The organism is Fodinicola acaciae, from assembly GCF_010993745.1.
Taxonomy (GTDB): domain Bacteria; phylum Actinomycetota; class Actinomycetes; order Mycobacteriales; family HKI-0501; genus Fodinicola; species Fodinicola acaciae.
This window is the reverse complement of the sequence record NZ_WOTN01000002.1, coordinates 1,920,850-1,947,837: the sequence shown is the minus strand read 5'-3', so window position 1 is coordinate 1,947,837 and position 26,988 is coordinate 1,920,850. Positions and strand designations below refer to the sequence as shown.

The 26,988-nt window shown below is 65.5% G+C and carries 32 protein-coding genes; 15 read left to right on the top strand and 17 right to left on the bottom strand.

Translation table 11 applies throughout. The annotated features are described in order from the left end of the window. The first annotated feature begins 69 nt into the window (after positions 1-69). Complete coding sequence (locus tag GNX95_RS24430) at positions 70-651, top strand: GNAT family N-acetyltransferase (RefSeq protein WP_163509707.1); 582 nt, start codon at positions 70-72, stop codon at positions 649-651. On the opposite strand, the gene GNX95_RS24425 is transcribed toward GNX95_RS24430, so the two are convergent. Further along, positions 638-1,831: a MarP family serine protease gene (locus GNX95_RS24425; RefSeq protein WP_163509706.1), complete on the bottom strand. Its 1,194-nt coding sequence runs from the start codon at positions 1,829-1,831 to the stop codon at positions 638-640. The genes GNX95_RS24430 and GNX95_RS24425 overlap by 14 nt on opposite strands. A gap of 238 nt (positions 1,832-2,069) precedes the next feature. Then, a complete protein-coding gene (locus GNX95_RS24420) occupies positions 2,070-2,228 on the bottom strand; it encodes a hydrophobic protein (RefSeq protein WP_163509705.1) in 159 nt (52 codons plus the stop codon). A gap of 71 nt (positions 2,229-2,299) precedes the next feature. Between GNX95_RS24420 and GNX95_RS24415 the strand changes: the two genes are divergently transcribed. After that, a complete protein-coding gene (locus tag GNX95_RS24415; RefSeq protein ID WP_163509704.1) occupies positions 2,300-3,064 on the top strand; it encodes an SDR family NAD(P)-dependent oxidoreductase in 765 nt (254 codons plus the stop codon). A gap of 3 nt (positions 3,065-3,067) precedes the next feature. Here GNX95_RS24415 and GNX95_RS24410 read toward each other — a convergent pair whose 3' ends face one another. From GNX95_RS24410 to GNX95_RS24400, 3 genes are all read right to left on the bottom strand, one after another. Next, positions 3,068-4,066, bottom strand: a complete 999-nt coding sequence (locus GNX95_RS24410; protein WP_163509703.1) for a hypothetical protein — start codon at positions 4,064-4,066, stop codon at positions 3,068-3,070. A 306-nt stretch (positions 4,067-4,372) separates the two neighbouring features. Then, positions 4,373-4,585 carry a hypothetical protein gene (locus GNX95_RS24405; protein ID WP_163509702.1) on the bottom strand — a complete coding sequence of 71 codons (213 nt, stop codon included), beginning with the start codon at positions 4,583-4,585 and terminating at the stop codon, positions 4,373-4,375. A gap of 52 nt (positions 4,586-4,637) precedes the next feature. Further along, positions 4,638-5,480, bottom strand: coding sequence for a hypothetical protein (locus GNX95_RS24400; protein WP_163509701.1), 843 nt, complete (start codon positions 5,478-5,480; stop codon positions 4,638-4,640). Between the two features lie 315 nt (positions 5,481-5,795). Between GNX95_RS24400 and GNX95_RS24395 the strand changes: the two genes are divergently transcribed. The 3 genes from GNX95_RS24395 to GNX95_RS24385 all read left to right on the top strand — a co-directional run bounded on the left by GNX95_RS24395 (position 5,796) and on the right by GNX95_RS24385 (position 7,843). Further along, positions 5,796-6,644 (top strand): helix-turn-helix domain-containing protein, encoded by an 849-nt coding sequence (locus GNX95_RS24395; RefSeq protein ID WP_163509700.1) that lies wholly within the window; start codon positions 5,796-5,798, stop codon positions 6,642-6,644. An 18-nt stretch (positions 6,645-6,662) separates the two neighbouring features. Continuing rightward, positions 6,663-6,845 carry a DUF397 domain-containing protein gene (locus tag GNX95_RS24390; RefSeq protein WP_222853856.1) on the top strand — a complete coding sequence of 61 codons (183 nt, stop codon included), beginning with the start codon at positions 6,663-6,665 and terminating at the stop codon, positions 6,843-6,845. A gap of 65 nt (positions 6,846-6,910) precedes the next feature. Continuing rightward, positions 6,911-7,843, top strand: coding sequence for a CPBP family intramembrane glutamic endopeptidase (locus GNX95_RS24385; protein ID WP_163509699.1), 933 nt, complete (start codon positions 6,911-6,913; stop codon positions 7,841-7,843). 95 nt (positions 7,844-7,938) lie between these two features. Here the strand turns inward: GNX95_RS24385 and GNX95_RS24380 are convergent, their stop codons facing one another. From GNX95_RS24380 to paaI, 4 genes are all read right to left on the bottom strand, one after another. Beyond that, a complete protein-coding gene (locus tag GNX95_RS24380; RefSeq protein ID WP_163509698.1) occupies positions 7,939-8,757 on the bottom strand; it encodes a hypothetical protein in 819 nt (272 codons plus the stop codon). Positions 8,758-8,905: 148 nt separating this feature from the next. Then, positions 8,906-9,499 (bottom strand): TetR/AcrR family transcriptional regulator, encoded by a 594-nt coding sequence (locus GNX95_RS24375; RefSeq protein WP_163509697.1) that lies wholly within the window; start codon positions 9,497-9,499, stop codon positions 8,906-8,908. Continuing rightward, a complete protein-coding gene (paaK, locus tag GNX95_RS24370; protein WP_163509696.1) occupies positions 9,496-10,770 on the bottom strand; it encodes a phenylacetate--CoA ligase PaaK in 1,275 nt (424 codons plus the stop codon). The genes GNX95_RS24375 and paaK overlap by 4 nt, the downstream gene beginning before the upstream one ends. Further along, complete coding sequence (paaI, locus tag GNX95_RS24365; RefSeq protein WP_163510198.1) at positions 10,767-11,147, bottom strand: hydroxyphenylacetyl-CoA thioesterase PaaI; 381 nt, start codon at positions 11,145-11,147, stop codon at positions 10,767-10,769. The genes paaK and paaI overlap by 4 nt, the downstream gene beginning before the upstream one ends. 123 nt (positions 11,148-11,270) lie before the next feature. Here paaI and paaZ point away from each other — a divergent pair, with 123 nt between their 5' ends. Genes paaZ through GNX95_RS44400 form a run of 8 tightly spaced genes read left to right on the top strand, consistent with a single transcriptional unit; the run spans position 11,271 to position 18,231 of the window. Beyond that, a complete protein-coding gene (gene paaZ, locus GNX95_RS24360) occupies positions 11,271-13,298 on the top strand; it encodes a phenylacetic acid degradation bifunctional protein PaaZ (RefSeq protein WP_163509695.1) in 2,028 nt (675 codons plus the stop codon). Further along, positions 13,295-14,227: a 1,2-phenylacetyl-CoA epoxidase subunit PaaA gene (gene paaA / locus GNX95_RS24355; protein WP_163509694.1), complete on the top strand. Its 933-nt coding sequence runs from the start codon at positions 13,295-13,297 to the stop codon at positions 14,225-14,227. Before paaZ ends, paaA begins: the two co-directional genes overlap by 4 nt. Further along, positions 14,224-14,508, top strand: a complete 285-nt coding sequence (gene paaB / locus GNX95_RS24350) for a 1,2-phenylacetyl-CoA epoxidase subunit PaaB (RefSeq protein ID WP_163509693.1) — start codon at positions 14,224-14,226, stop codon at positions 14,506-14,508. Before paaA ends, paaB begins: the two co-directional genes overlap by 4 nt. After that, complete coding sequence (gene paaC, locus GNX95_RS24345) at positions 14,505-15,392, top strand: 1,2-phenylacetyl-CoA epoxidase subunit PaaC (protein ID WP_222853855.1); 888 nt, start codon at positions 14,505-14,507, stop codon at positions 15,390-15,392. Before paaB ends, paaC begins: the two co-directional genes overlap by 4 nt. Further along, a complete protein-coding gene (paaD, locus tag GNX95_RS24340; RefSeq protein WP_163509691.1) occupies positions 15,386-15,889 on the top strand; it encodes a 1,2-phenylacetyl-CoA epoxidase subunit PaaD in 504 nt (167 codons plus the stop codon). Before paaC ends, paaD begins: the two co-directional genes overlap by 7 nt. After that, complete coding sequence (paaE, locus tag GNX95_RS24335) at positions 15,889-16,944, top strand: 1,2-phenylacetyl-CoA epoxidase subunit PaaE (protein WP_163509690.1); 1,056 nt, start codon at positions 15,889-15,891, stop codon at positions 16,942-16,944. Before paaD ends, paaE begins: the two co-directional genes overlap by 1 nt. Before the next feature lie 2 nt (positions 16,945-16,946). Beyond that, positions 16,947-17,741: a polyphosphate kinase 2 gene (gene ppk2, locus GNX95_RS24330; RefSeq protein WP_163509689.1), complete on the top strand. Its 795-nt coding sequence runs from the start codon at positions 16,947-16,949 to the stop codon at positions 17,739-17,741. Then, positions 17,680-18,231 (top strand): DUF222 domain-containing protein, encoded by a 552-nt coding sequence (locus tag GNX95_RS44400; protein WP_425483914.1) that lies wholly within the window; start codon positions 17,680-17,682, stop codon positions 18,229-18,231. Before ppk2 ends, GNX95_RS44400 begins: the two co-directional genes overlap by 62 nt. A gap of 166 nt (positions 18,232-18,397) precedes the next feature. Here the strand turns inward: GNX95_RS44400 and GNX95_RS24320 are convergent, their stop codons facing one another. Next, positions 18,398-18,973 carry a M15 family metallopeptidase gene (locus GNX95_RS24320; RefSeq protein ID WP_163509687.1) on the bottom strand — a complete coding sequence of 192 codons (576 nt, stop codon included), beginning with the start codon at positions 18,971-18,973 and terminating at the stop codon, positions 18,398-18,400. Between the two features lie 87 nt (positions 18,974-19,060). Here GNX95_RS24320 and GNX95_RS24315 point away from each other — a divergent pair, with 87 nt between their 5' ends. Then, positions 19,061-19,741 carry a response regulator transcription factor gene (locus tag GNX95_RS24315; RefSeq protein ID WP_163509686.1) on the top strand — a complete coding sequence of 227 codons (681 nt, stop codon included), beginning with the start codon at positions 19,061-19,063 and terminating at the stop codon, positions 19,739-19,741. Continuing rightward, the gene (locus GNX95_RS24310) at positions 19,734-20,813 is read left to right on the top strand and encodes a sensor histidine kinase (RefSeq protein ID WP_163509685.1); all 1,080 of its coding nucleotides are present in this window, start codon (positions 19,734-19,736) and stop codon (positions 20,811-20,813) included. Before GNX95_RS24315 ends, GNX95_RS24310 begins: the two co-directional genes overlap by 8 nt. On the opposite strand, the gene GNX95_RS24305 is transcribed toward GNX95_RS24310, so the two are convergent. The 7 genes from GNX95_RS24305 to GNX95_RS24275 form a co-directional block, all read right to left on the bottom strand. Continuing rightward, entirely contained in the window at positions 20,814-21,260 is a 447-nt protein-coding gene (locus GNX95_RS24305) for a GNAT family N-acetyltransferase (RefSeq protein ID WP_163509684.1), read from the bottom strand. Between the two features lie 17 nt (positions 21,261-21,277). After that, entirely contained in the window at positions 21,278-21,886 is a 609-nt protein-coding gene (gene vanX / locus GNX95_RS24300; protein WP_163509683.1) for a D-Ala-D-Ala dipeptidase VanX, read from the bottom strand. Then, entirely contained in the window at positions 21,883-22,917 is a 1,035-nt protein-coding gene (gene vanA / locus GNX95_RS24295; RefSeq protein ID WP_163509682.1) for a D-alanine--(R)-lactate ligase, read from the bottom strand. The genes vanX and vanA overlap by 4 nt, the downstream gene beginning before the upstream one ends. Next, positions 22,910-23,932, bottom strand: coding sequence for a D-lactate dehydrogenase VanH (gene vanH / locus GNX95_RS24290; protein ID WP_187369679.1), 1,023 nt, complete (start codon positions 23,930-23,932; stop codon positions 22,910-22,912). The genes vanA and vanH overlap by 8 nt, the downstream gene beginning before the upstream one ends. A gap of 80 nt (positions 23,933-24,012) precedes the next feature. Further along, positions 24,013-24,846, bottom strand: coding sequence for an endo alpha-1,4 polygalactosaminidase (locus tag GNX95_RS24285; protein WP_163509681.1), 834 nt, complete (start codon positions 24,844-24,846; stop codon positions 24,013-24,015). Between the two features lie 2 nt (positions 24,847-24,848). Then, entirely contained in the window at positions 24,849-25,358 is a 510-nt protein-coding gene (locus GNX95_RS24280) for a GNAT family N-acetyltransferase (RefSeq protein WP_163509680.1), read from the bottom strand. Then, positions 25,355-26,974, bottom strand: coding sequence for a CocE/NonD family hydrolase (locus GNX95_RS24275; protein WP_222853854.1), 1,620 nt, complete (start codon positions 26,972-26,974; stop codon positions 25,355-25,357). Before GNX95_RS24275 ends, GNX95_RS24280 begins: the two co-directional genes overlap by 4 nt. Positions 26,975-26,988 lie beyond the last annotated feature (14 nt).

Below are 26,988 nucleotides of genomic sequence, written 5' to 3'. Positions count from 1 at the left end.
CGGTTGCGGAAACCTTCGGGCGGTGAAAAACCGCGAGACGTGCCGGCAACCGACACGTACGCTGGCCAAATGCTGGCACCCGACTATCCGCTCCGCACCAAAAGGCTGTTGCTGCGGCCGTTCGAGATGGCCGACCTCGACGCGTTGTACGACATCACCCGCCGACCCGAGGTCGCGCGTTTTGAGTACTGGGAGCCAAAAACCCGAGAGGAGACCGCCGAGTCGCTGCGCCGCCGCGCCGGCCGGCGAGCCTTCGAAGCCGAAGGCGACCGGTTCGGCCTGGCCGTCGTCCTGCCTGACTCCGGCGAGTTCGTCGGTGACGTCTCGCTGAAGTGGGCCAGCAAGCAGTCGCGGCAAGGCGACCTCGGCTACATGGTGCACCCCGACCACCAGGGCAACGGCTATGCGACCGAGGCGGCCACGGAGATGCTCCGGATCGGCTTCGAATGCCTTGACCTTTACCGGATCAGCGCCGGCTGCGAGCCCCGCAACACCGGCTCCGTGCGGGTGCTGGAACGCCTCGGCATGCGCCGGGAAGGTCATCTTCGTCGATACGCATACGTCAAAGGCGAGTGGTGGGACCAGTTCATCTACGCGATCCTGGCCGACGAGTTCACCGCCAGGCAGTCGCCGGACGTCAGGACCGCATGACGCATTTCCCCGTGCCGACCGGCGTTGTGCTGTCTCTGGCCACCAGCGCGGGATTGATTTCGGCCGCGGTCAACGCGAAACCGGTCTCCGGATCCTCCTGCGACATCGCGAACAGGACACCGTAGACGCGACCGTCCGACGCGATCAACGGACCACCGGAGTTGCCGGTGTGCACCGACGTACGCAACGTGTAGATCTCACGCACGACGGTCTTTTGCTTGTACAGGTTGAATTCCGGCACCGACCGGCGGTCGCGTACGCGCGCGGCGGTCGCCGTGTACGGTCCGTTCATCGGATAGCCGAGCACGATCGCGTCCGCGCCGTTTGCCGCGTTTGGCACGAAAACCAGCGGTGGCGCGGTCAGCCGGGGGACGTAGAGGACGGCCAGGTCGCGCTCCGCGTCGAAACGCACGACCTGCGCCGGCATCCGTACGCCGTCCGGCGTGACCACGTGCAGGTCCGCGGTCACGCCGGCGACAACGTGCGCGTTGGTGAGCACATGCTGTGGCGAGACAACGAAACTTGAGCCGTCCAGCTGCAGGTCGCAGGCCGGCGCCTGGCCTTCCACCTTGAGCACCGAGGCGCGCGCCGCCTGCACGGCCGGCGATCTGGTCAGCGCCGGGTTCGGTGCCGGCACCGCCGGCAGCTTGGACATGGTCAGCGGCGCGAAAAGCTCCGGGACGTCCCGTGCGGCCAGGCTTCTCGCGAAGGACGCGTAGACCTTCTGCGCAGGCGCCGGGATCACCTTGTTGACGACCGGGATGATCGCCGAGTCGCGGACCTGCGCGGAGACGCCTGGCAGCGGCGCGGTGCCCAGCGGCACGGCGATCATCCAGCCGACCACCAGCACCGCGATCACCGAGAGCACCGCGCCGGCCACGTTGTCGACCACCCGGATCCGCCGACTTTTGAGCTTTTCGCGCACGATCGAGCCGAGGATGTTGGCCAGCGCCTGTCCAGAAAGCGCCACCAGAAGCACCGTGACCAGCGCGATCACCAGCCGCCAGACGACATCGGTGATCCGGTTTGCCAGCAGTGGCGCGAGTTGCAGGCCGAGCAGCGCACCACCGGTGAAGCCGATGAAGGACAGCACGCCGACCACGAAACCGCGCAGGTAGCCGTTCAGGCCGAAGAGCACCATGACGGCAAGCAGCACCAGGTCGAGATAACTCGCGGTCACGATCGGCCCTCCCAGCCCCCCGAGCTTGCGATCGTATCGGCATCGCGCTGCGGGCAAAAGGTCCAGTTTGCGTACGATCGTGCCGCGCCGCTATGCCATTTCGGTTACGTCACCACGACGTAGCCACACTGTCCATTGTGGACCGTGCGGGGCGGAGAGAGGATTTCGTCCGGCCGTCAGGGGAAGCGGCGGCCGGACGCGAGCGCTAACAATACGGTCATCTGGGCCGTTGGCGCCACTACCACCGATACCAGCGTGTCCCGCCGGCAATCCGGACGAAGAACCCGATGATCCAGACGATCAGCAGCGCGGCGGCCAGATACCAGAGCACGTTCCAGGCGAAGCCACCCGCGCCGAGCAGCACCACCAATACCAGTACGAGAAGAATAATAGGCATGACAAGGCCATACCCAGTCGGTCGGCGGGTAAACCCCGGCTTCCGAAACGTCACCCGTGTACGGTTCGGGGATGGATTTGCGACTGACCGGAAAGGCGGCCCTGGTCACCGGCGGCACCCGCGGCATCGGCCTCGCCATCGCTCGTTCGCTCGCGGCCGAAGGCGTCTCGGTGACGGTCTGCGGACGAGACCAGGAAAATTTACGGCAGGTCTGCCAGGCCGAGGCCCTGCACGGCGTGGTGGCCGACGTCACGGTGCCGGAACAGCTGGCCGCCGCGGTCGAGGCGGCGACTGACCACAGTGGACGGTTGGACCTGTTGGTCGCCAACGCCGGCGGCTCGGTCGGCGGCAGCCTGCTCGATTCTTCGTACCAGGACTGGGAACACACCTATCGGCTGAACGTGCTGCACGCGGCGCACGCCGTACGGTGCGCCACCCCACACCTGGAAAAGCGCGGCGGCTCGGTCGTCATCGTCTCGTCCATCACCGGCTGGAAGCCGGGACCGTCCTCGTCGTACGCCTCGACCAAGGCGGCCGAGATCCACCTGGCCGCGACACTGGCGCAGGAGCTCGGCCGGCGCGGCATCCGGGTCAACGCGCTCAGTCCTGGCTCGACGCTGTTTCCCGGCGGTGGCTGGGAAAGTTTCGGTGAGCGGTTTCCGGACCGGCTGGCCGCCTTCGCCGAGCAGGACTTCCCGGCCGGCCGCCTGGTCGACATCCAGCAGGTCGCCGACGTGGCGTGTTTTCTGTTGTCCGACCGCGCTTCCGGCATCACCGGCGCCAACATCTGCGTCGACGGCGGCCAAATCCAGCCAAGCGCCGGCCGCTTCTGGTAGCTACTACTGTTGCGGCCGCCGGGCGTGCCGGCTCTGCTGGTATTGCATTGCTTGCTGGTTTTGCTGGCGCACGCCCGGATGGTGTTCCGGTGCGGCTCCACCGCGCGGGCCTGACGGATAGTTGGCTGGCCCCTGCGCAGGCCCCCAACTCGGCGCCGCCTGACCGGTGTCCTGTGGCGGCATGGGGACTGCCTGCGCCGGTTGCTGTTGTGCCTGCTGTTGGCGAGCACGGTCAGCCTCCCAACGCGTCCAGGCCACCTGCTTCGCCTCGTACTCGCGCATCGAGCCGGGTCGAACCACCCGCCTGAACAGGCCCGGCTTCACCGGAAACTCCGGCGGCAGTTGCGAACCGGCCGACTGTTGTCGCCGCGGCCCGGTATCCGTCCGCTGCCTCAGGTCGAACAGTTCCTGCCGTAGGCCGGCGAGATCGGCGGCGTGTTGCTGTTGCATGCCCATCGTCTGCTGCTGCATCGCGGCCATTTCCGCCTGCTGCTGCTGATAGACGGCCCCATACTGGCGCTGCATAGCCGTGAGTGTCTCTCCGTGCTGGCGCTGCAGCTCGGCAATGAGCTCCTGATGGCGACGCTCGACGTCGGCCGCGTCCGGACCTCGTTGCGTACGCTGCGCCGCGACCTCGTCGGCGAGTCTTTTCGCCGCACGCAACGGATGTTCGTCGGGATCGATGCCGTCCCTGACCAGTGCATCCCGCTCCTCGGTCGCCTTGGCGTCCGTCTCCAACGCTTCCCGCTTCGCCTTACGGCCAGCAGCACGGTAGGAAACCCAGCCGGCGATCGCACTAGCCGTGACGACCGGTCCCATCGTCGGCGCGTTGTCGACGACGAACTGGCCAATCGGATTCGTCGACAACCCGGCGATGACGGCTTGGTAGGAGGACGAAACATAGCCAACAAAACCGGCCGGCAAAGCTCCGGAAAGCCGCGCCACCGCCGAGGCGACGAGACCTGCGCCGATGCCGACGCCTGCGGTCAGCAGCGTACGCAAGCGCGTGTCACGCCAACTGTCCTTGCGAGCGTTGCGGCAATCCTTTGTCGTACTTCGCCTGGACCTCGGCGTTCTTGAGGTCCAGCCCTTGCCGTTTCGGTCTACTCCGCCGATGAGCACCAGTTGGCAGTCGTCGGTTGAAAACCGGCAGCGTGGTCATGCCGGCTGGAGGTAGGCGCAAGCGGTGCGATGCGGCGCTGCTCAAGAAACTTGATCGCCGAGGCTGTGTCTGGCTCGTACTCCGCGAGCAGGCCCGATCGTACGAGCTGATCGACCACGTCGTGTTTTGTCGAGACCTCAGACCGGTCATTCGCCGCCAACGATGCGAGCTTGTCCCGGGTGAACGTCAGCTGTTGGTGCGACTCCAGGTCTGGAAAAGTCAAAGCCCACCCGGTAAGCCTCTTCTGGAACCTCTACAGCATCCTCACCGCTCAGTAACTCGTAGTAGAACGTCTCGGACGAGTCCGCGGGGTAGCGCGGACCGTTGTCGAAGCCGACCGGCACGATGATGCTCGGCATCAGAAGTAAACCTGCCGTCGGGGCGCGTTCACGCTCCGCATCAGTATAGGGATCAGGGCACGGTCATCCCGGGGGTCCAACCGGGCAGCTCCGGAAACTGTCGGCGAGCGGCGAACTCGTCGTACGCCAGCCGGTCCTCGCCGATTTCGGTGCCGAGCAACGACCACAGCGCCCGCGCGTCGGTGAGGCATTCGGAAGCCGTTGCCAGATAAGCCGAAACCCGCGCGGTGAGCTCCGGCGTCACGCGGATGCCGTCGATGGTCGCCTGTGCGATTTCCAGCAATGACACGCCGATCCGCAACAACTCCGCGTCGGATGCGCGCGTAGGCGGACCGTCGGCCGCGATCGAGTGCGCCAGCTCGATGAGCTCCGCGCGCCGCGCATCCGTGGGCCGATCAGTCCTGGTGAGATGGTGCAGCCGCGATGCCGCCTGCACGATTCGCCGTTCTGGCGGACACGGCGGCGGAGCTTTCCTTGCGTCGCTGAGATCCACGGCTGCGAGCTGTACGTGCAGATAGGCCGTGTAGGTCAGATGAGTGGCCAGCCACCGCTGCCGGAACGCGTACACCGACAGCGCATATCCGGCCAGGATCTGCGCTCCGGTCAGATCGTACGTCAGGAAAAACAGGTCACGCGCGCACTGCCTGCGTACGTCCTGCCGGCGCGGCTTTCCGGCGCCGATCCAGGCTCCTATGGCCGCCCCGATCATGCCCAAAGTGATGGTGAGCATTCCGGGGAAAATCCAGCTGGCGATCGTGACGACCACCCTGCACGGCGGGATCCAGCGCGAGAAAAAGGTGGCCACCAGCCAGACAATCCCGACCACCGCGGTGTAGCTAGCCAAGCTTTTCGCGGAATCCCGGAAAACCCGCTGCGGCGGGTCGTTCCGCACCATCGAGCTCCTTGCGTACCAGTAAAAGGACCAACCCGGCCGGCGGGGTGACGATGGGGATCGAGGATTCCCCGCCGGCCGGGTTGGTCGTCAGGCCGGCAACCCGCACAGCGCCATTGCATCTGCGGGCCACCGGAGATCGAGGTCGCTCACTCCTCACAGTCGGTTTGCTGCTTTCCGTGACCAGTGGCAGCATGCCACCACAGAGCGTGTTGCGCAAGTTGCGCTCCACGTGTCGTTTACGAGAGGATGCGTAAGAGGATGAACAACCCGGAACCGACTGGCGCGCAAGACCACGAGTGCGGCAGACTGACAGCTGTGCCCGTAGCTAAGGCGAAGACCGTCAAGCGCCGCCGGCTTGCCGCCGAGATGCGCCAACACCGCGAGGCCGCCGGCATCACCGCCGAGGCGGTCGCCGAGAAGCTGGAGTGCCATCCGTCGCGGATCAGCCGCATCGAGGCCGGATCGGTCAACGTGACTTCCCGGGACGTACGCGACTACCTGGAGTTTTGCGGTGTCGAGGGCGCCGAGCTGGAGGCGCTGGTCGATCTCGCCAAGCAGGCCAAGAAGAAAGGCTGGTGGCAGGGCTACCAGGACGTACTCGCCGGATCGTACGTGGGACTCGAGAGCGAAGCGTCGAAGATTCGGACGTACGAGGTCCAGCTCGTGCCTGGACTCCTGCAAACCGAGGCATACGTGCGCGCGATGACTCGCGCGATCAAGCCAATCGCCACGGACGAGGAGATCGAGCGGCGGATCGAGGTACGACTGCGGCGCCAGGAGCTGCTGACGCAGTCAGCACCGCCGAAATACTGGGTAATCCTCGACGAATCCATATTGCATCGAGCAGTTGGCGGTCCAGACGTCATGCGCGCACAGCTCATACGCCTGACCGAGGTGGCTCAGCTTCCGAACGTCGACATCCAGGTCCTTGCTTTCGACGCGCAGGCACATGCCGGTCTCGACGGACCGTTCACGATTCTCGATTTCGCCGATCCAAAGGACGCTCCGTTGGTCTACATCGAGGCCATGGGTGGCAGCGCTCTCTATCTCGAGGAAGCGGATGAAATCGAGGCGTACTCAACGGTCTTCGATCACGTCCGTGCAGCAGCGCTTGCTCCGGATGAATCGTTGGAGCGTCTAAAGACTGCAGCACGCAGACTCTGACCGGCCTAGGGAGGACGGATGCTCAATTCGCACATGTGGCGTAAGTCAAGCCGCAGTGGCAGCGGTGACAACTGCGTTGAGGTTGCCGACGCGACCGATCGTATTCTCGTACGCGACTCCAAGCTCGGCGAGTCGTCAGCCGTCCTCCAGTTCACCACCTCGCAGTGGAGCGCGTTCCTAGCTCTCGCCAAAACGCGCTGACCGTACGACGAACGGCCCCGCTCCGGTCTTCGGCGCGGGGCTTTTCGTTGTGACAACTGTCAGGTATGGCTGGCTCTACCGGTGATCTGCTGCCTGGCAACGATGTGCGCGCCGCCGCGCTCGGCTTGGCTGGTGGCGTGTCGAAAAATACCAAGGGGATCCTCGCATTTCTGGCCATCTCGTTCGGGTTCGCGTGGGCCGGCATGTTCGGTACGCATCTGTGGCTCGGACTGTCGCTGGTCAATCCGCTCGTCCAGCTGCCGTGGGCCTTCTCGCCGGCGATCGCCGCGGTGGTCGTGCGAAAATGGGTGACCAAGGAAGGCTTCGCCGACGCCGGCCTGCGTTTTCGCTGGCGTGGCAACCTACGGTGGTATCTGATCAGCTGGCTCGGTCCGCTCGCGCTGGCCGTCGTCGCGGTCGTCATCGCCGCGGTCGTTGGCCTGTGGCGTTTCGATCTCAGCATTCTGGACCACCTCGTGCCTGGCCTGCCCGGCTGGGCCTGCCTCGCGATCCTGATGGTGGTGACGCCACTACTCGCGCCGATCTACTGGGGTGAGGAGTTTGGCTGGACGAGCTATCTGCGGCTGCGCCTGTGGACCGACCGGCCGGCGCTGTCGGTCATCGCGACCGGCCTGATCTGGGCGATCTGGCATTATCCGCTGGCTTTCCTCGGCTACATCGAGTTCACCAACGTCACGCTCGGCCTGCTCGTCTGGACGGTTTCGTTCCAGTTTCAGGAAATCCTGCTGGCCTGGATCCGCGTACGGAGCGGCAGCATCTGGCCGACGAGCATCGCGCACGCCGGCAACAACATGGTTTTCTCACTCCTCACAGGCATATTGCTGGAGGAGAGCGGCAAACTCGATGTCATCACCGTCATGCTCATCACCACCGCCGCACTCGCCCTGGCCGCCGTGCTGACCGTCCTCAACCGCCGCTTCCGCCGCGATCTCGCCTCGCTCTCCCCCACTCAGGCGGACGCCCACAGCCGCGCTTGACCGGCCAGCGCGAATCGCACCTCTCCATCCATCCATCCATCCATGATTCCGGATCCACGACGACCGCCGCAGTCGTCATCCGCAGACGGCCACGCTCAGGTTTTCTGTGTTTTGGTCGTCCGGCGGATCCATTCGACGATGTCGGCTCCTTCGCCTTCGGTGGCCACATTGCGGCCAGGCAACGCGCTCAGGATGACATCCAGATCTGTTGCCTTCGCGATCACATCCAGTGCCGACCGCGAATCCAGCCGGGCCAGCCGATGCGTGATCAGGCCGATGTCGTCAATCCGCGCGAGCACCGCCTGCGCACCGAAACGCTCGGTCAGCTCCTCGACGATCATCACCTTGCGACGCTCGGACATCAGCCTCTCCACCCCGGAAACCGCCTCCGGCGGCGGCTCCGGAATCGGGATGGCCAACAGCTCGCCGACATTGCTGGAGCTTTCCACCGCCGCGACGGCATTGGCCGGCGTGAGGCAGGCGAGCCGGCGCGCGGCGCGCGGGATCTGCGCGTCGTCACCAAAACGCGACTGCAGCAGGGCCTCCAACAGGTCCTCGGACGCCTCGACCCAGCCGTCGAAATTGCCGTCGTCGTATGTCTGCTCCAGCAGCGTCGGCCGCCGTCGCGTCCCGGCGGCCTTCTCGAACGGATCGTCGGCGAGATTCTCCGAGCTGCCGGCGGCCAGGAAACTCCGCGCGACATGACCGGGATCGGCGTCCCGGAACCGGTATGCGATGCGGCGAGCGCTCGCCTCGATGTCCGTCTCCTCGTGAAAACGCAACAGCACCAACGCCGTCAGCAGCTCGACGACCCCTTGCGACCGACCCTCGAAACGGCCTTCCATTCGACCCAGCACGCGACCGCGGTTGAACACGTCACGCATCGGATCCGCGCTTGTCCCCAAGACCGACATTCCGTCTCCTCGTTACGGACTGAAGTCGATCCCCATCGCCGCAGAGCATAACCATATCCGTCAGCCCTGACTTTTCCGCCCCCACCGCCGGTTTCCGCCGAGCGCGCCGGCCCGGAACGGCGTTCGCGCGCGCACGCGCGCGTAAGAACTACCGCGATCGAAGGCCGTCGAAGGCGACTTTGGACAAGACGTCGGCCAACTCGTCGCCAGACAGGCCGCCCCGTGGCCTGTACCACTCGATCAGCGAGTTGACGAGGCCGAAAAGCAACCTCGCGGTGACCGCCGGGTCGACGTCCGGACGCACGTCGCCTTCCGCCGCGGCCTGCTTGACCAAATCCGTGACGAGATGGTCAAATTCGCGGCGTCGTGCGAGTGCGGCGCGCTCGACTTTGGTGTTGCCGCGTACGCGCAAGAGCAAGGTGACAAACGGCAGCTGCTCGACGAGGACACCGACGCTGCCGCGTACGAGTCGCTCCAGCCGGTTGATCGCCGGCCCGTCCGCGGCCTCGACTTCGGCCGCCACGGCGAACAATCCGTCGAGCGCGCGGTCCAGCGCGAGCCGCAGCAACTCCTCCTTGCTGGCGACGTGATGATAGATCGCCGACTTGGTGATGCCGAGCTTGCGGGACAGGTCCTCCATGCTGGTGCCGTCATAGCCGCGCTCGTTGAAAACCTTCACTGCCACGCGCAGCAGTGACTCCTGGTCATAGCCGGGCCGTCCCCGGCGGGTCGCGGCCGTCATCGCTGGTCGATGATGCGCCGCAGTTTTCCCATCGAGCGTTCCAAAGTGTCGGGGTCGACGACCGCCACGCGTACGCTCACGCCGACTCGATCCTTCACCTGTTGCGCCAACTCCTTGCCGGCCAGCTCGCGAGCCTCGCTCGACGCCTCCGGACGCGCCTCGACACGTACGGTCAGCTCGTCCATCCGGTCCGGCCGGGTGAGCACCAGCTGGAAATGTGGCGCGAGGCCCGCCATCGGCACCAGCAGCTCCTCGATCTGGGTCGGGAAGAGGTTGACGCCACGCAGGATGATCATGTCGTCGGTGCGGCCGGTTATCCGCTCCATCCGGCGAAAACTCGGCCGCGCGGTGCCCGGCAGGAGCCGGGTGAGATCGCGGGTGCGATAGCGGATCACCGGCATCGCCTGCTTTGTCAACGAGGTGAAGACCAGCTCGCCTTCCTCGGCGATCTCGCCGGTGACCGGGTCGATGACCTCCGGATAGAAATGATCCTCCCAGATGTGCGGACCGTCCTTGGTTTCCAGGCATTCCTGCGCGACGCCGGGCCCGATCACCTCGGACAGGCCGTAAATGTCGGTCGCGTCGATGCCGGCGCGCTCCTCGATCTCCTTGCGCATCTCGTCGGTCCACGGCTCGGCGCCGAAAATGCCGAGCCGCAGCGAGCTTTCTCGCGGGTCGAGGCCGGCCTTCGCAAACTCGTCGATCATCGTCAGCATGTACGTCGGCGTCAGCATGATGACCGTCGGCTTGAAATCGTTGATCAGCTGCACCTGCCGCGCGGTCATGCCGCCGGACATGGGAATCACCGTGCAGCCAAGCTTTTCCGCACCATAGTGCGCGCCGAGGCCGCCAGTGAAAAGACCATAGCCGTACGCCACGTGCACGCGGTCGCCTGGCCGGCCGCCGGCGGCGCGGATCGACCTGGCCATCACCGTGGCCCAGGTGTCGATGTCCTGCTCGGTGTAACCGACAACGGTCGGCCGGCCGGTCGTGCCGCTGGACGCGTGGATGCGGCGCACCTGCTCCATCGGCACCGCGAACATGTCAAACGGATAGTTGTCGCGCAGATCCTGCTTGCTGGTGAACGGAAAACGGGCGAGGTCGTCCAACGACCGGCAGTCGTCCGGATGCACGCCGGCCGCGTCGAACTTGCGCCGATAGGCCGGCACGTTGTCGTACGCGTGTCGCAGTGTCCACTGTAGACGCTCGAGCTGCGTGGCACGCAGCTCGTCGATCGACATCCGCTCGGCGTCGTCCCACCTCGTGCTCATCCCGCACTCTCCCTGAGTTGCCTGCTGCGGCCGCGAAACTCCGCAATGACGTCCCCGCTGGCCCGCACGACCGTGACGTCGTAGACGCCACTTCGGCCGTACGAAACGCGTTCCTGTGCGGTTGCGGTGAGCACGTCGCCCTGCTTTGCCGATGCGACGAAGGTGATGTCGGCACCGGCGGCAACCGTGACGGGTCCGTACGAGTTGCACGCGCAGGCGAAAGCCGTGTCGGCCAGCGTGAAGACCAGGCCGCCATGTGCGATCGCGTGACCGTTGACCATGTCCGGTCTGACCGTCATTCGCGCGACCGCACGGCCGGCGGACAGCTCCACCAGCTCGATGCCGAGGCCGGCGGACGCCCGGTCCTCGGCCATCATCCGCCGCACGGCCGCCGCGCCGACCAGTCCAGATGCGTCTCCGGTTCCCTCCAGCACCGGCTCAGGGTAGCATCTACTGAACGAACGGACGGTCAGTAATTCGGAATCGGGAGGCCGGGTCGGATGGCACCGTTGCGCAGCTATGTGGCCGGAAACTGGTATGAACCGACCGACGCCGGGACACCGCTGCACGATGCGGTCACCGGCGCCGAAGTCGCACGGATCTCCTCCGCCGGCGTCGACCTGGCCGGCGCGCTCGACTACGGCCGGCGGGTCGGTGGTCCGGCGTTGCGCGAGCTGACGTTCCACCAACGCGCGGCGCTGCTCAAGGCACTTGGCTCGCATTTGCGCGAGCACCGCGAAGAGTTGTACGCCGTCTCCACGCAGACCGGTGCCACGCTCTTCGACTCGAAGTTCGACATCGACGGCGGTTTCGGCGTTTTGCTGGGATATGCCAGCAAAGCCAAGCGCGAGTTGCCAAACGACACCGTCTACGTCGACGGAGCGGTCGAGCCGCTCGGCCGCGGCGGCACCTTCCTCGGCCAGCACATCTGCACGCCGTTGCACGGAGTTTCGGTGCAGATCAACGCGTTCAACTTTCCGGTCTGGGGACCGCTGGAGAAGTTCGCGCCGGCCTTCCTCGCCGGTGTGCCGAGTCTGGTCAAGCCGGCCAGCCTGACCGCCTATCTCACCGCGAAACTCGTCGAGCTGATCGTCGACTCCGGCATCCTGCCGGAGGGCTCACTGCAGTTCGTCTGCGGCGGCGTCGGCGACCTGTTCGACCACCTGACCGAGCAGGATCTCGTCGGTTTCACCGGCTCCGCGTCCACCGCCGCTCGGCTTCGCGCGCATCCGGTGGTCGTACGCAACGCGGTCAGGTTCAACGCAGAGGCCGACTCGCTCAACATGTCGGTCCTCGGACCGGACGCCACCCCGGGCACCGCCGAGTTTGACTTGTACGTCAAACAACTCGTGACCGAAATGACGGTCAAGGCCGGACAGAAGTGCACCGCGATCCGCCGTGCTTTCGTGCCAGCAGAGCTGGTCGACGACGTGGTCGCCGCGGTTTCCGAGCGGCTGGCCAAAGTCACCGTCGGCAACCCGGCCAACAAGGACGTACGCATGGGTGCGCTGGCTGGTCTGGAGCAGCGAGAGGAAGTCCGCCGGTCGCTGAAATCCCTGTTGGAGGCCGGAAAGCTGGCGTTCGGCGACCCCGAGCACGTCGAGCTGGTCGACGCGGACCCGGAGCGCGGCGCGTTCATCTCCCCCATCCTGATCCGCTGCGACGACCCGGATTCGGCCGCACCACACGAGGTCGAGGCTTTCGGTCCGGTGAGCACGGTGCTGCCGTACGCGTCCGCCGACCAGGTGATCGGTCTTGCCGCGCGCGGCAAGGGAAGTCTCGCCGGCTCGATCGTCACCGCCGACGCCGACTTCGCTCGCCAGGTCGTCACCGGCACGGCACCGTGGCACGGCCGCCTGCTGGTGCTCGACTCCACCGACGCCGCCGAGTCGACCGGTCACGGCTCACCGCTGCCGGCTCTCGTGCACGGTGGTCCTGGTCGTGCCGGCGGCGGCGAGGAAATGGCCGGCATGCGCGGTGTGCTGCATTACATGCAGCGTACGGCGGTGCAAGGAAGTCCAGCGGTGCTCGGGAAAGTCACCGGCCAGTGGATAGCAGGCGCGGAGCGCAGGACCGACGACGTACATCCGTTCCGCAAAAGCCTCGCCGAGCTTCGCGTCGGCGACGCGGTTGTCGCCGGTCCACGCACGGTCACGTTGGCCGACATCGACCATTTCGCCGAGTTCACCGGTGACACTTTCTACGCTCACACCGATGAGGAAGCCGCCACGGCCAATCCGTTGTTCGGCGGCATTGTCGCGCACGGATATCTGGTGGTCTCACTGGCCGCCGGCCTGTTCGTCGAGCCGCGGCCAGGGCCTGTCCTTGCCAACTACGGCCTGGAAAACCTGCGGTTCCTCACCCCGGTCTATCCGGGCGACGAGCTGACCGTGACGCTGACCGCCAAGCAGATCACCCCGCGGGAAAACGCCGACTATGGCGAGGTGCGCTGGGATGCCGACGTGACCAAGCAGGACGGCTCGTCGGTGGCGAAATACGACGTACTGACCTTGGTTGCCAAATCATGACTTCTCTGGAAGAACACTTCGACGCCACGATCGCGGCGGAGCAGCGGATCGAGCCGCGTGACTGGATGCCGGACGGCTATCGCAAGACGATGATCCGGCAGATCGCGCAACACGCGCATTCTGAGATCATCGGCATGCAGCCGGAAGGCAACTGGATCACCCGCGCGCCTTCGTTGCGGCGCAAGGCGATCCTGCTGGCCAAGGTGCAGGACGAGGCCGGGCACGGCCTTTATCTCTACTCCGCGGCGGAGACGCTCGGCGCCGACCGGCAGGACCTGACCGAGCGGCTGATCACCGGCCGGCAGAAATACTCCTCGATCTTCAACTACCCGACGCTGACATACGCCGATGTCGGTGTCATCGGCTGGCTCGTCGACGGCGCCGCGATCTGCAACCAGGTGCCGCTGTGCCGCAGCTCGTACGGTCCATACGCACGCGCGATGATCCGGATCTGCAAGGAAGAGTCCTTTCACCAGCGGCAGGGTTTCGAGCTGCTGATGACGATGATGCGCGGCACCGACGCGCAGAGGAAAATGGTGCAGGACGCCACTAATCGGTGGTGGTGGCCATCGCTGATGATGTTTGGTCCACCGGACGCGGACTCGACCAACACCGCGCAGTCGATGGCCTGGAAGATCAAGCGACACACCAATGACGAGCTGCGGCAGCGGTTCGTGGACATGTCGGTGCCCCAGGCCGAGGCGCTCGGCGTCACGCTGCCGGACCCGGAGCTGCGCTGGAATGCCGATCGGAATCATTACGATTTCGGCGACATCGACTGGGTCGAGTTCAAGCAGGTCGTCTCCGGTAACGGGCCGTGCAACGCCGAGCGGATCGCGCATCGCAAGAGCGCGCACGACAACGGCGAGTGGGTCCGCGAGGCCGCGGCCGCCTATGCGGCCAAACACGCGGAGGGAGTCGCGGCGTGAAAAGCGACTGGCCATTGTGGGAGGTTTTCGTCCGTGGCAAGCGTGGTCTCAACCACGTGCACGTCGGCTCGCTGCGCGCCGCCGACGGTGAGATGGCGGTGCGAAACGCGCGCGATCTTTACACGCGGCGCAACGAAGGCGTGAGCATCTGGGTCGTACCCGCCAGCGACATCGTCGCATCCAGTCCGGACGAGAAGGATCCGTTTTTCGCTCCGGCGGCGGACAAGGTCTATCGCCATCCCACTTTTTACGACATCCCCGACAACGTGCCACACATGTGATGGGGTTCGACAACGCCTACGAGGCGATCTCCGAGGACAACGACGAGGCCCGCTGGGCCTATGGCACGGGTTTCGTCGACCCGTTGGCCGGCCTCGACACGACCATACCGTCCGATGTGGACGGCGCCGACCTGGCCGCATACTGCCTGATGCTCGGCGACGACGCGCTGATCGCCTCGCACCGGCTGCAGGAGTGGTGCTCGCACGCTCCGGAGCTGGAGGACGAGGTCGCGCTCGCCAACATCGGCCTCGACCTGCTCGGTCAGGCGCGGCTTCTGTTGGCACGGGCCGGAAAAGCGGACGGCAGCGACCGTGACGAGGACGCTTTCGCGTACTTCCGGGAGGAACGCGACTTCCGTAACGTACGACTGGTCGAGGCCCGCAACGGCGACTTCGCCTTCTCGATGGCCCGGTTGCTGGTGTTTTCGGCGTACCGGCTGGCATTGCTCGACCGGCTGTCGGAGTCACGCGATCCGGTGCTCGCCGCGGTGGCCGCCAAGGGCGTCAAGGAAGTGAGGTATCACCGCGATTATGCGGCCGGCTGGGTCATCCGACTCGGCGACGGCACCGAGCTGTCGCATGAGCGCATGCAGGCCGGCCTCGATGCCGTGTGGCCGCTGGTTTCCGAGCTGTTCCAGGCACATCCGGTCGAGCGCAGGCTCACCGAGGCCGGTGTGGCGGTCGATCCATCGACGCTGCGCGCGGAGTTCGACGCCGTCATCGAGCAGGTGTTGTCGGCCGCGACCCTCACTTTGCCGGACGTGCCGCCGCTGGCTCAGGTGGCCGGCATGGCCGGCCGCGACGGCATCCACACCGAGGGGATGGGTTACCTCCTCGCCGAGTTGCAGAGCGTCGCGCGCGCACATCCGGAGGCAACATGGTGACGACCCTCGCGGATCCGCGAGATGTCGCGGAAACCGTCACCGATCCCGAGCTGCCGATGCTCACGCTCGCCGATCTCGGCGTCCTGCGTGACGTCTCGGTCGACGGCGACGTGGTCGTCGTCACGATCACGCCGACCTACTCCGGCTGTCCGGCGATGGACGCGATGCGCGACGACCTGGTTTTCGCGCTGCACAACGCCGGCTATGCCGATGTCGAGGTCAAGGTCGCGCTGTCGCCGGCGTGGAGCAGCGACTGGATCAGCGCTGGCGGTCGCCGCAAACTCGTCGATGCCGGCATCGCGCCGCCAGGAGTTTCCGGGCCACGCAAGAAAGGTCCGGTGCCGCTGACGCTCGGCCCGACCGTACGTGCCGTCCGGTGTCCGCTGTGTGGCTCGGCCGACACCGCACTGATCTCGGCTTTTGGCTCCACGTCGTGCAAGTCGCTGCACCGCTGCCGGTCGTGCGCGGAGCCTTTCGAGCACGTCAAGGAGATCTGATGCGCACTTTTCATCCCTTGACGGTGTCGATGGTGCAGCCGCTCTGCGATGATGCGGCCGCTGTGACGTTCGCCGTCCCCGAAGAGCTGGCGCAGGCGTACGCCTTCCGCCCCGGCCAGTCGTTGACACTGCGACGAATGGTCGGCGGACGTGAGGAACGGCGCTCGTACTCGATCTGCTCGCCGGCCGGCAGCGCACCGCGGATCGGTGTGCGTGAGGTGCCGGACGGCCTGTTTTCTCGTTGGTTGGTCAGAGATGTCCGGCCTGGCGACGAGATCGAGGTGCTGCCGCCATCCGGATCCTTCACCCCTGAGCTGGGGGCCGCCGGCCAGCACGTGCTGATCGCCGCCGGCTCGGGCATCACCCCGATGCTGTCGATGGCCGCCTCGCTGCTGTCCAATGTGGACACCACGGTCACGTTGCTCTATGGCAACCGGCGGACCGACACCGTGATGTTCGCCGACGAGCTGGCCGATCTCAAGGACCGCTATCCGACCAGACTTGAGCTGGCGCACGTACTTTCGCGCGAGCCAAGAGAAGCTGAGCTGTTCACCGGTCGCTTGGACGCCGAGAAGGTGCGTACGTTGTTGCCGCTGCTGATGGATGTCGATGCGGTCGATCACTGGTGGCTGTGCGGACCGTACGGGATGGTGACCGACGTGCAGGCCGTGCTCGGTGAGCTCGGCGTGCCGGAAACCCGCGTCCACCAGGAACTGTTCTTCGTCGAGGAGGCACCGCCGGAACCAGCTCATCACGACGATCCGATCATCGACGGACCGGTGAGCGAAGTGACCGTCTTGCTGGACGGTCGCTCCACGGTGGTGCCAGTGCCGCGCGACGAGCGTATTCTCGACGGCCTCCAACGCGTACGACCGGACCTTCCGTTTGCCTGCAAAGGTGGCGTGTGCGGCACCTGCCGCGCGAAGGTGCTGTCCGGAAAGGTGGACATGCGGCGCAACTTCGCGCTGGAGAAGTCCGAAGTGGACGCCGGCTTCGTCGTGACCTGCCAGTCGTTTCCGGTTTCGGACTCGGTCACCGTCGATTATGATGCGTGACCATGGCGAACAGGATTCCGCGCGCGGTCTACGAGAAGGAACTGCAGCGCCTGCAGCTTGAGCTGGTCAAGCTGCAGGAGTGGGTGCGCGCCGAGAATGCGCGCGTGGTCATCGTCTTCGAAGGGCGCGACGCGGCCGGCAAAGGCGGTGTCATCAAGCGTTTCACCGAATATCTCAACCCCCGCGTCGCGCGGATCGTGGCCCTGCCAGCGCCGACCGAGCGACAGAAGACGCAGTGGTATTTCCAGCGATACGTCGAGCAGTTGCCGGCTGGCGGCGAGATCGTGCTGTTCGACCGCAGTTGGTACAACCGCGCCGGCGTCGAGCACGTCATGGGCTTCTGCACGATGCGCGAATACCAGCGGTTTCTCCACCAGGCACCGGTCTTCGAGCGGCTGCTGGTCGAGGATGGTGTGTTGTTGCGGAAATACTGGTTCTCGGTGAGCGAGCAAGAGCAGGAGCGCCGGCTGCGGTCGAGGCTGGACGATCCGATGCGCCAGTGGAAACTCTCGCCGATGGACCTGGAGTCGGTGACGCGCTGGGAGGCGTACTCGCGCGCCAAGGACGAGATGATGGTGCACACCGACATCCAGGAAGCGCCCTGGTATGTCGTGGACAGCGAGGAAAAACGGCGCGCGCGGATCAACATGATCGCACACCTTCTGTCGACCATCCCGTACACCGACGTGCCGCAGCCAAAACTCAAGCTGCCACCGCGTCCGCCGTCGACCGGCTATGAGCGACCGCCACACGACCTCCAAACATACGTCCCGGATCACGCCGCCACCTTGCTTTAGGACGCCTGTTGCTCAGGCAGCTTCAGATCGAATGCGCGCTGATACCCGGAAGTTGCCGATCCAGCGCACGGAGCGGCCGCACCTGACGTTGACAATTTCCTGGGAGACGCTCCGCGATTGTCTGGGTGTGGCGCGCGCGTACGAAGGCCTCACTGTCAGCCTGGAAACCGCCCGGCGGCTCGCCTGCCACGCGGAGATTATTCCGGCCATCCTGAACTCTGAAGGCGTGCCGCTGGACGTTGGCCGCAAGGAACGGCTGGCCGGTCCAGAGTTGCGGAAAGCGTTGATCGCACGCGACAAAGGCTGCACCCGGCCCGGTTACACGCGGGCGGTCCGGAGGATGGGCACATGTCGACAGGAGAGAACGGACAAACCGGACCAGGAGTGTGGCTGGGACGCCGGAGCTGCGGTGGCGTCCCGGTGGGAGACGCGAAGGTCCAGTATGTGGGATCGGAAGCCAGGTGGGGCGCTAAATGTCGGGCTGGTGTGACCGCCGCCCCGGCAACAAATGTCCGTTTTGACGTCTTGTTTAACGAGTATTTCGCAGTCAGGCTGCCTACGAGCAAAAAGCCGCTCCGAAATACCTACCACCTGTAGACTTTGTTTTCTGTCATGCTGAGGTGGCGTGGAACACGATTTATGGCCGGGAGCAGCAGTTACCGGCGCATTCGCGGGTCGCGTGAAGGATTTGCGTACATGGCCGGACAACGACCGTCGATCGCCTCGCGGCGCAGCTCATAGTGCCACGGTTCATTGCGATAGATCTGACACAATCCATATTTGGCGCCGTTCTTCGACAGCCACGCGGTCGCGTCGAAAGAACCAATGTCGGCCGCCTGCCCGGACACGTGCGGAGACGTGTCCGCGGTGGCGACCCACCGGGCGGCCTTCGCCGCCGAGCCATACTTTGCGATCGCCTCGCGCAGAAGCTCGTTCTGGTATTCCGGTGAACGCCAGCCGCTGTTGACGTAGAACGTAATTCCATCGGCGGCGGCGTCGGTCGCCGCCTCACGCAGGGCGCGTAACAGATCCGGGTCGAGATTGGCCACGCCGGGATAGCTGTCGTCGAACACCGTCACACCGTCGGGAAGGACGCCGTCGGCCTTGGTGCTGACGAGCTCGACGGACGATGCCGGACGACGGACCAGGTTGGTGATGCCGGCTACCAGGCCGACGGCGACGGGCCGGAGGATCCTGCGGATCCTGATGCGTACGGCCGCGGTTTGACTCATGCTGCCAGTCAAGGCAAACCGATGTTGCCAGCACGTATGTGCTTGTCGTTATACCGGCGATATGCAACAGCTCGTAATATTGACACCGTGCGTGTGTTGGTCGTCGAGGACGAGCCCTATATGGCCGAGGCCATCCGCGATGGACTGCGACTGGAAGCGATCGCGGCCGACATCGCCGGAGACGGCGACAGCGCGCTGGAACTGTTGAGCATCAACACATACGACGTCGCCGTGCTCGACCGTGACATTCCCGGTCCGTCCGGCGACGAGATCGCCAAACGCATCGTCGCCTCCGGCAGCGGGCTGCCGATCCTGATGCTCACCGCCGCCGACCGGCTCGATGACAAAGCATCCGGTTTCGGGCTCGGCGCCGACGACTATCTCACCAAACCGTTCGAGCTGCAGGAGCTGGTGCTGCGGCTTCGTGCGCTCAACCGGCGGCGTACGCACACCAGGCCGCCGGTGCTGCAGATCGCCGGTCTGCGGCTGGATCCGTTTCGCCGCGAGGTCTTCCGGGACGGCCGATACGTCGCGCTGACCAGGAAACAGTTCGCCGTGCTTGAGGTCCTGGTCGCCGCAGAAGGCGGTGTGGTCAGCGCCGAGGAGCTGCTGGAGCGAGCGTGGGACGAAAACGCCGACCCGTTCACGAACGCCGTGCGCATCACGATCTCGGCGCTGCGCAAACGTCTCGGCGAGCCGTGGCTGATCGCCACCGTGCCTGGTGTCGGTTATCGTATCGACACAGGCGAGGGAGGAGGCGGTGGATAGAGAACCCGGTTTGAGCGTACGGCTCAAACTCACCCTCAGCTACGCCGGATTCCTGCTTTTCGCCGGCGCGCTGGGGATCGGCGCGGTGTGGGCCTACTTTATCTGGTTTCTCCCCGATGGCGCGTTCCTGATCCGCGGCCAGTTCCTGGTCAACCGGTCCGTCCTGCTCGGCGCCTTCGTGCCGGCGGCGATCGGCCTGTTTGCGTTTCTGCTGGTGTTCGGCCTGCTCGGCGGATGGATTCTGGCCGGCCGGATGCTCGCTCCGCTGACCCGCATCACCGACGCGACGCGGCTGGCCGCCGACGGATCGCTGTCGCACCGGATCGGGCTGAGAGGCCGCAAGGACGAGTTTCGCGAGCTCGCCGACGCGTTCGACACCATGTTGGCGCGGCTGGAAGCGCAGGTGTCCGAGCAACAGAGATTCGCCGCCAACGCCTCTCACGAGCTGCGCACTCCGCTGGCGATCACGCAGACGCTTCTCGATGTCGCACGCAACGATCCCAACCGCTATCCCGGTGAGCTCGTCGACCGGCTGCACGTCGTCAACTCCCGCGCGATCGACCTGACCGAGGCGTTGTTGTTGCTCAGCCGCGCCGATCGGCGGTCCTTCACGCGTGAACATCTCGACCTTTCGCTGATGGCCGAGGAAGCCGTCGAGACTCTTCTTCCGCTCGCCGAAAAACACGGCGTCACGCTGCAGGCCATCGGTGACATCACCCCGACCAAGGGCTCGCGCGCGCTTTTGTTGCAGATGACCACGAATCTCGTGCACAACGCGATCGTTCACAACCTGCCCGAGCACGGCTCGGTGTGGGTCATCACCAGCGTTCATCCCAGAAGTGTCGTGCTCACCGTGGAAAACACCGGTGCGCGGCTCACTCCTGAGATGGCGTCGACACTCGCCGAGCCGTTTCAGCGCGGCATGGAACGCATCCGCGGCGGTCATGCCGGTGTCGGCCTGGGGCTGGCCATCGTCAAGAGCATCACCAAGGCGCACGACGGCACACTCACTCTCACACCACTCACCACCGGAGGCCTGTGCGTCACGGTGGAGCTGCCGGCCGCGAGATAGTCAACCAACGGCCGGCACGTCCTTCAGAAACCGGGATGATATTCCGGTCTGCTCGGCATATCCGCGGACGCGATAGAACTTGTGTGCCGCCGTACGCCGGTCGTTGCTGGTGACCTCCATCCGGCCGCATCCGTGGCCGGTGGCGAAAGCCTCCGCAGCCGCGACGAGCTGCGAGCCGACACCTTGCCCGCGTATGCGATCGGAGACAACCAGTGCCACGATCCGGCCCCATTTGCCATCGTGCTCGAAAAACGGACTGACATGCACGGCGATGACACCGAGAAGCTCGCCGTCAGCCTCGGCGACGTAGGCCGCGCTGGACGCCTCGTCACCCCAGGCCCGGATCCGGGCCGCGGTCTCCGCCTCGCCATCCTGCGGATATCCGAGCTGCTCAAGCAACTCGTTGACGGCTTGGGCGTCAGAGCCGCGCGCCAGTCGTATCTGCATGCTCGGACGCTCCGGCTTCAGGTGATGGGGAAATCGAAGTAGGTGTCCGGATAAGGCTCGTCCTTCAGCGTGTAATGCCACCATTCGCAGTCGTACGCACTGAAGCCGCTGGCCTCCATGATCGCGCGAAGATGCTCACGGTTTTCCGCCTCCGCCGGCGAAATTCGCGGCGCACCATGATGGGAGACCGAGTCCATCAGGTCGTGGTCGCCGCCCATCGCGGCGAGCTCGCCGGTCTCCAGGTGGTAAAGCGTCAGGTCGACCGTGCTGCCTCTGCTGTGACCGGATTTCGCCGCGACGTAACCCTTTTCGAACATCTGCGGCCGGTCGATGTTTGGATAGTGCCGCCGCTTGGTGCGGCCGTCCTCCGGCTGCCTCGACCAGCGCAGAAAGCAGTCCACGGCACGCTGCGGGCGATAGCCGTCCCACAGCAACAGGCCGAAGCCGGCGGACGCGGCCTCTTTCCGCGCTCTTTCCAGCGCCGCGCACAGTGTTTTGGTGCCGACGATCCGGTTCACCTGATACCCGTCGACCGGCTTGCCGGTGAAGTTGTCCCAGGTGGCGTATTTGGCGTCCCAGCGTATTCCGGTGACCAGCTCGTCGACGAAGGCAAAGTCGGCATTCATCGCCGGTCGCCCGCCAGTGCCAGCGCCACGACCCGATCGATCACCTCGGCGTAGGGCAGTCCGGCGGCCTCCATCATCCGCGGATAACGGCTGTAAGACGTCAAGCCGGGCAACGTGTTGACCTCATTGAAAACGACGGATCCGTCCTCGGTAAGGAACATGTCGACACGTGCCAATCCCCCACACCCCAGCGCGCGATAGATGGCCTTCGCCGTCTCCTGTACGAGCGCACGCGTCTCGGGCGAGATCCCGGCCGGCACGGTGATCGTCGAGTTTTCCGAGCCACTCTCCGGGTTGGCCTCCTGGTGGATCTTGAAGAATCCGTGCGACAGGGTGATCTGGTCCACCTCGCCGACGAACAGGTCCGCGCCGGACCCCATCACCGCGCAGCCGACCTCACTGCCGACAACGCCTTCCTCGATGAGGATTTTCGAGTCGAACTCTCGCGCGACATCCATCGCGCTCGGCAGTTCCTCTTTCTCGGACACCTTGGTGACACCGAAAGACGAACCCGAGCGCGCCGGCTTCACGAAGACCGGATAGGTGAGCTGGTCGGGGTCGATCTTGTCACCGGCCTCGACGATCCAGTATGTCGGTGTCGCGATCCCCGCGCTGCCGGTGACGACGTACGCGAGCGACTTGTCCAGGCACAGAGCCGAGCTTTGGATGTCGCAGCCGACATACGGAATGCCGGAGAACTCCAGCAGGCCCTGGATCGCACCGTCCTCGCCAAACTTGCCGTGCAGGACCGAAAACACCACGTCGAGGCTGATCGGGTCGTAGTGTCCCTCGTCCAGCACCAACAATCCCCGCATGGTGCGGTCCGGTGACAGCACGGCGGTGCGGCCGTTCTCCCAGTCGGAGTCGGGGCCGTCGCACAGTTTCCAGGCGCCGCTCTTGGTGATGCCGATCCAGTACGGCTGGTATTTGTCGGTGTTCAGGTGCTTCGCGGTGTGTTGCGCGGACTTCACCGAGACCGGATGCTCCTCGGAGGTGCCTCCGAACAGGATCCCGACCTTCAACCTATCCATACTGCTTCCCGCTTTCGAATGTCAGGCAGTTGATGATGCTGTTCTCGACGGTGTCGCGCAGAGCGTGGTCCGTGTAATAGGCGGTGTGCGGACTGATCAGCACGTTCGGCATTTCCTGCAGCCGCACCAGAAGCTCGCTGTCGATGGCCTTGTCCCGGCAGTCGGCGTAGAAGATCCCTTCCTCTCCTTCGAGGACGTCCAGGGCCGCACCACCGAGATTTCCGTTTTCCAATGCGGAAACCAGAGCCATCGTGTCCAGGAGTCCGCCGCGACCGGTGTTGACGACGAAGGCGCCGTGCCGCATCTGTTCGATACGCCGGCGGTCGAGAAGGTGGTGTGTTTCCGCGGTGAGCGGAGTGTGCAACGTGACGATGTCGCTCTGCCGCACCAACTCGTCGAGAGGGACGTAGTCCGCCGAGGTCGTCGGATTGGTGTCGTATGCCAGGATCCGGCACCCGAAGCCGAGCAGCCGGTCCATGACGGCCGCACCGATACGACCCGTGCCGACCACTCCGACCGTCAGGTCGCGCAGCTCTTTTCCGCGTATGGCGTGAAGCCGGTAGTCATGGACATCCGTACGACGAACGGTGTGTTTCGCATGTCGCAGCACCATCAGCATCGACATCAGCGTGTAGTCGGCCACGCTGTCCGGCGAGTACGCGACATTTCCCACCGTCAGGCCAACGCTCCGCGCGTACGGCAGGTCGATGTGGTTGAATCCGATGCTTCGCGTGGAGATGTAACGCACACCGATCTGGCTGAGTGCGAGGAGCGTCGGATTGGTGATGTGCGTTTTGTGGCCGACGCTGACGCAACGATTTCCGGACGCCAGCTCGACATTGGCCTCGGACGCGGCCGCGTCGGTGATGACCGGCGTCACACCAAAGCGCGGTGTTATCTCCCGAAACAGCTCGGCCTCGTCCGGTCCGCATCCGTAGATCGTGATCCCGGTCCCAGCGACGGCCGAGGACGTCAGCGTGCTCGCCGCTGCGCGTGCTGCTTCGTTGTAGCACATGCGCCCAGTGAACGGGGCACGATGTTGTCAGCGCGTATCGGCTTTTCCATACGAGGACGATATGTTACCGACAGGTAACTTCAGGCGCAGGTTTCGTAGCGATAGCCGGCTGTCCCCTTCGGCACGACCTTGCGGTCGCGCAGGATGACCGAGATCGCGCGGCCATAATCGCGGCAGGCCTTGCGAAAGCCGTCCTGGTCGTCGTATTCGATGTCGATGTAGTGATCGCCGTACGCCGCCGTGTAGTCGGCACACTCGTCATAGTCCGCGCATTCCTCGGCGATCGCGAAGTCGAAACCGACCTCGGTGCGGCCGGCCGCGCCGAAGTCGTCGCCGGCGTTTTTCTGCGCCACGGCAAGGTTACGCGAGTGCGCGTACGCCACGAAGGAGACCGCGAAGTCACGGTCGGCGTCAAACAGGAAATTGCCGTCCGAGCGATCGTACGAGTCGAGGTTGTCCGGCTCTATCGCCTGGAAGCCGGCGGCGCGGCAGCCGTCGATCCACGGTTTTTCGATCTCCAGAAGGCGCCTCCGTTTGTCCGATGTGGACACGTCGAGGACGGCCTCGGCCCAGTCGTCGTCGATCACCGGATCGCCGTCGGAGTCCTTGAGCACCAGATCCGGATGGTTCCTGACCCACCAGGTCAGCGTGCCTTCCGCGCCGTTGGGCTGCACCGGGTCAGGCTGGGTTTGCAGCGCGTTTAGGTAACATATGTTGTATTTTCCGGCCACTGGCGCGGCCCGCCGGTCACGGCTGATGATTTGCACCGACGGATCCGGCGCGTACGGACCGCCGATCTGGTAGTCGAAAACGCCGTGCGCCGGCGGCAGCGGCCTCGCCTGCGACGAAGGTGTCGCACAGCCGGCAACGGCCAGCACCAGCACCAACGCCGCCGCGAGCCGCCTTCTCCGCATGCTCACAGCTTCGCACGTCTTTCCGACTCCAGGATTCCCATCTCGATGTCCGACCAGTACGCGCCGTTGACGAAGACAGCGTCCCGGATCAGGCCTTCACGGACGAAGCCGGCCTTTTCATAGACCCGTCGTGCACCTTCGTTTTGGGTGTAGACGCCGAGCCCGACTCGGTGCAGCCGCAACTCGCCGAAAGCGACCTCCAGCGCGGCCCCGATCAGCGCGCTTCCATAGCCTCTGCCGCGAAGTTCCGGATCGACCAGCACCGCGCCAAACCGGCCGAGACGATACGGTTCGGCCACCCACAGCCGCAGATGTCCGGCCAGCCGGCCGGTTTCCGCGTCGATGGCAGCGAAAACCCGCAGCGTGTCAGGAAAAGCCATCAACTGCTCGACATCCAGCGGCCAGCGGAAGGACGGACCCGACCACATCACCATCTCTTCCTCGGATCTGATCCACCGCAGCAGCGCGTGAGCGTCGGCCTCCTGAAACCGGCGCAGCCGGACCGCCGTCACGTGCCGGCCAGCACCGGCAGGACGACGCGTGACGGATGGTCGGCGTCGTGGTGTACGCGAAACGTCGTCGGCCGCATCGCCGTCGCGGTCGCCGCCGGCTCGCCGAAACCATGGTTTCGGGGATATCTGGGAAAGGCGCCGGCGGTGACCTGCACGCGTACGCGGTGGCCAGGCCGAAAACGGTATGCCGTCGGCCAGAGCTCCAGCCGCATCGCCCCGTCCAGACCGGCCGGCAGCCGTACGATCCGGTCGCACACGTTGCGCGACCGACCGGCCGGATCGACATCGCAGAGCCGTACGACCAGGTCACCGAAACCGGTGTCGGTGTCGAGGTAAACCTCGGCCACGGCCGTGCCGACCAGGTCGAGCGGCTTTGCCAGTGGTCGTCCGGTGAAGGTGAGTACGTCCGGCCGACTCTCCACTGTGGACTGATCCTGCTGTTTCGGTTTTCCGGCGAAAACCGGTCCTCCGACGTTGGGCGTCGGATCGGCGGGGTCATAGCGGAAGACGTCCGGCGTGCTGGCCGCCGCCGGCTCGAGGCCGAGCCGGCCGGCCGGCAGGAAATGCAGCACGTGGTCACAAGCCTCGGCCGGTGGCCAGGTTTCCAGGTCCAACCAGCGATGCGCACCCTGCAGATAGACGCGCACCGGCGCACGCCGCAGGCCGGCCGTGTCGTCCTGCAGGTGTGCGGCCAGAAAACTCAGCTGGTCGTCGACCATCGCCTTCAGGCCACCGAACTCCGCGTGCCGCCACGGCCCGACGGTGATCCGCGGCGACCGGCCGGCCGCGGCGAGCGCGGTGAAATCGGCCAGCTGCCACGGAAGGAAGATGTCCCACCAGCCGGTCACCATGGACACCGGCGCGGTCAACCGCTCGACCGCGCCGCTGTGGTCGATGCCGGACCAGAAGTCGCCGCCGGGACCGGTGTGTTCGATGACTTCGCGCCAATACGGCCACTGTTTCCCGATCGCGGCGATATCGGCGCCGTTCAACGGAATCGTGGACATCGCGGCATTCGTACGGCGGTCCCGCAGCGGCTGGCGCAGCAGCCCGAGCGGCCCTTCCTGCGTCGCAGTCATCGCCGACCAGGTAAGGGCTGTCTGCAGGCCGACGGTCTGGCCGTCGTAGTGGATCGCGTCGAAATTCGACGCGGTAACCCCCAAACAGACGGCGCGCGGCTGCTCCTCCAGATACGGCGCCATCGACCACTGCGTATATCCCAGATAGCTCGCGCCGGCGGTCGCGATCCTGCCGTCACACCACGGCTGCGCGCGGACCCATTCCGCCGTAGCGATGCCGTCGTCGCGTTCGTGGTGAAAGGCCTGAAACCGCCCTCCTGAGCCGAAAGTGCCGCGTACGCTCTGCAGGAAGATCTGGAATCCCCGTCTGGCCAGGGCGGCACCGAACAGCTGCCGGCTGAGCGCGTCGCGACCGTACGGGGTGCGGACGATCACAACCGGCAGTGGCTTGTCGCCGCGCGGCCGAAGGCGATCGGCCACCAGCACGACACCGTCCGGCATCGGCGTCAGCTCCCGGTGGATCTCGACATCCGGCGTCGTCGCCGGTGGCAGGCCGAGCAGCCGGTCGATCGCCGCCGCGGCGAGACTGTTGCGCACGAGCGTGCTCCTTT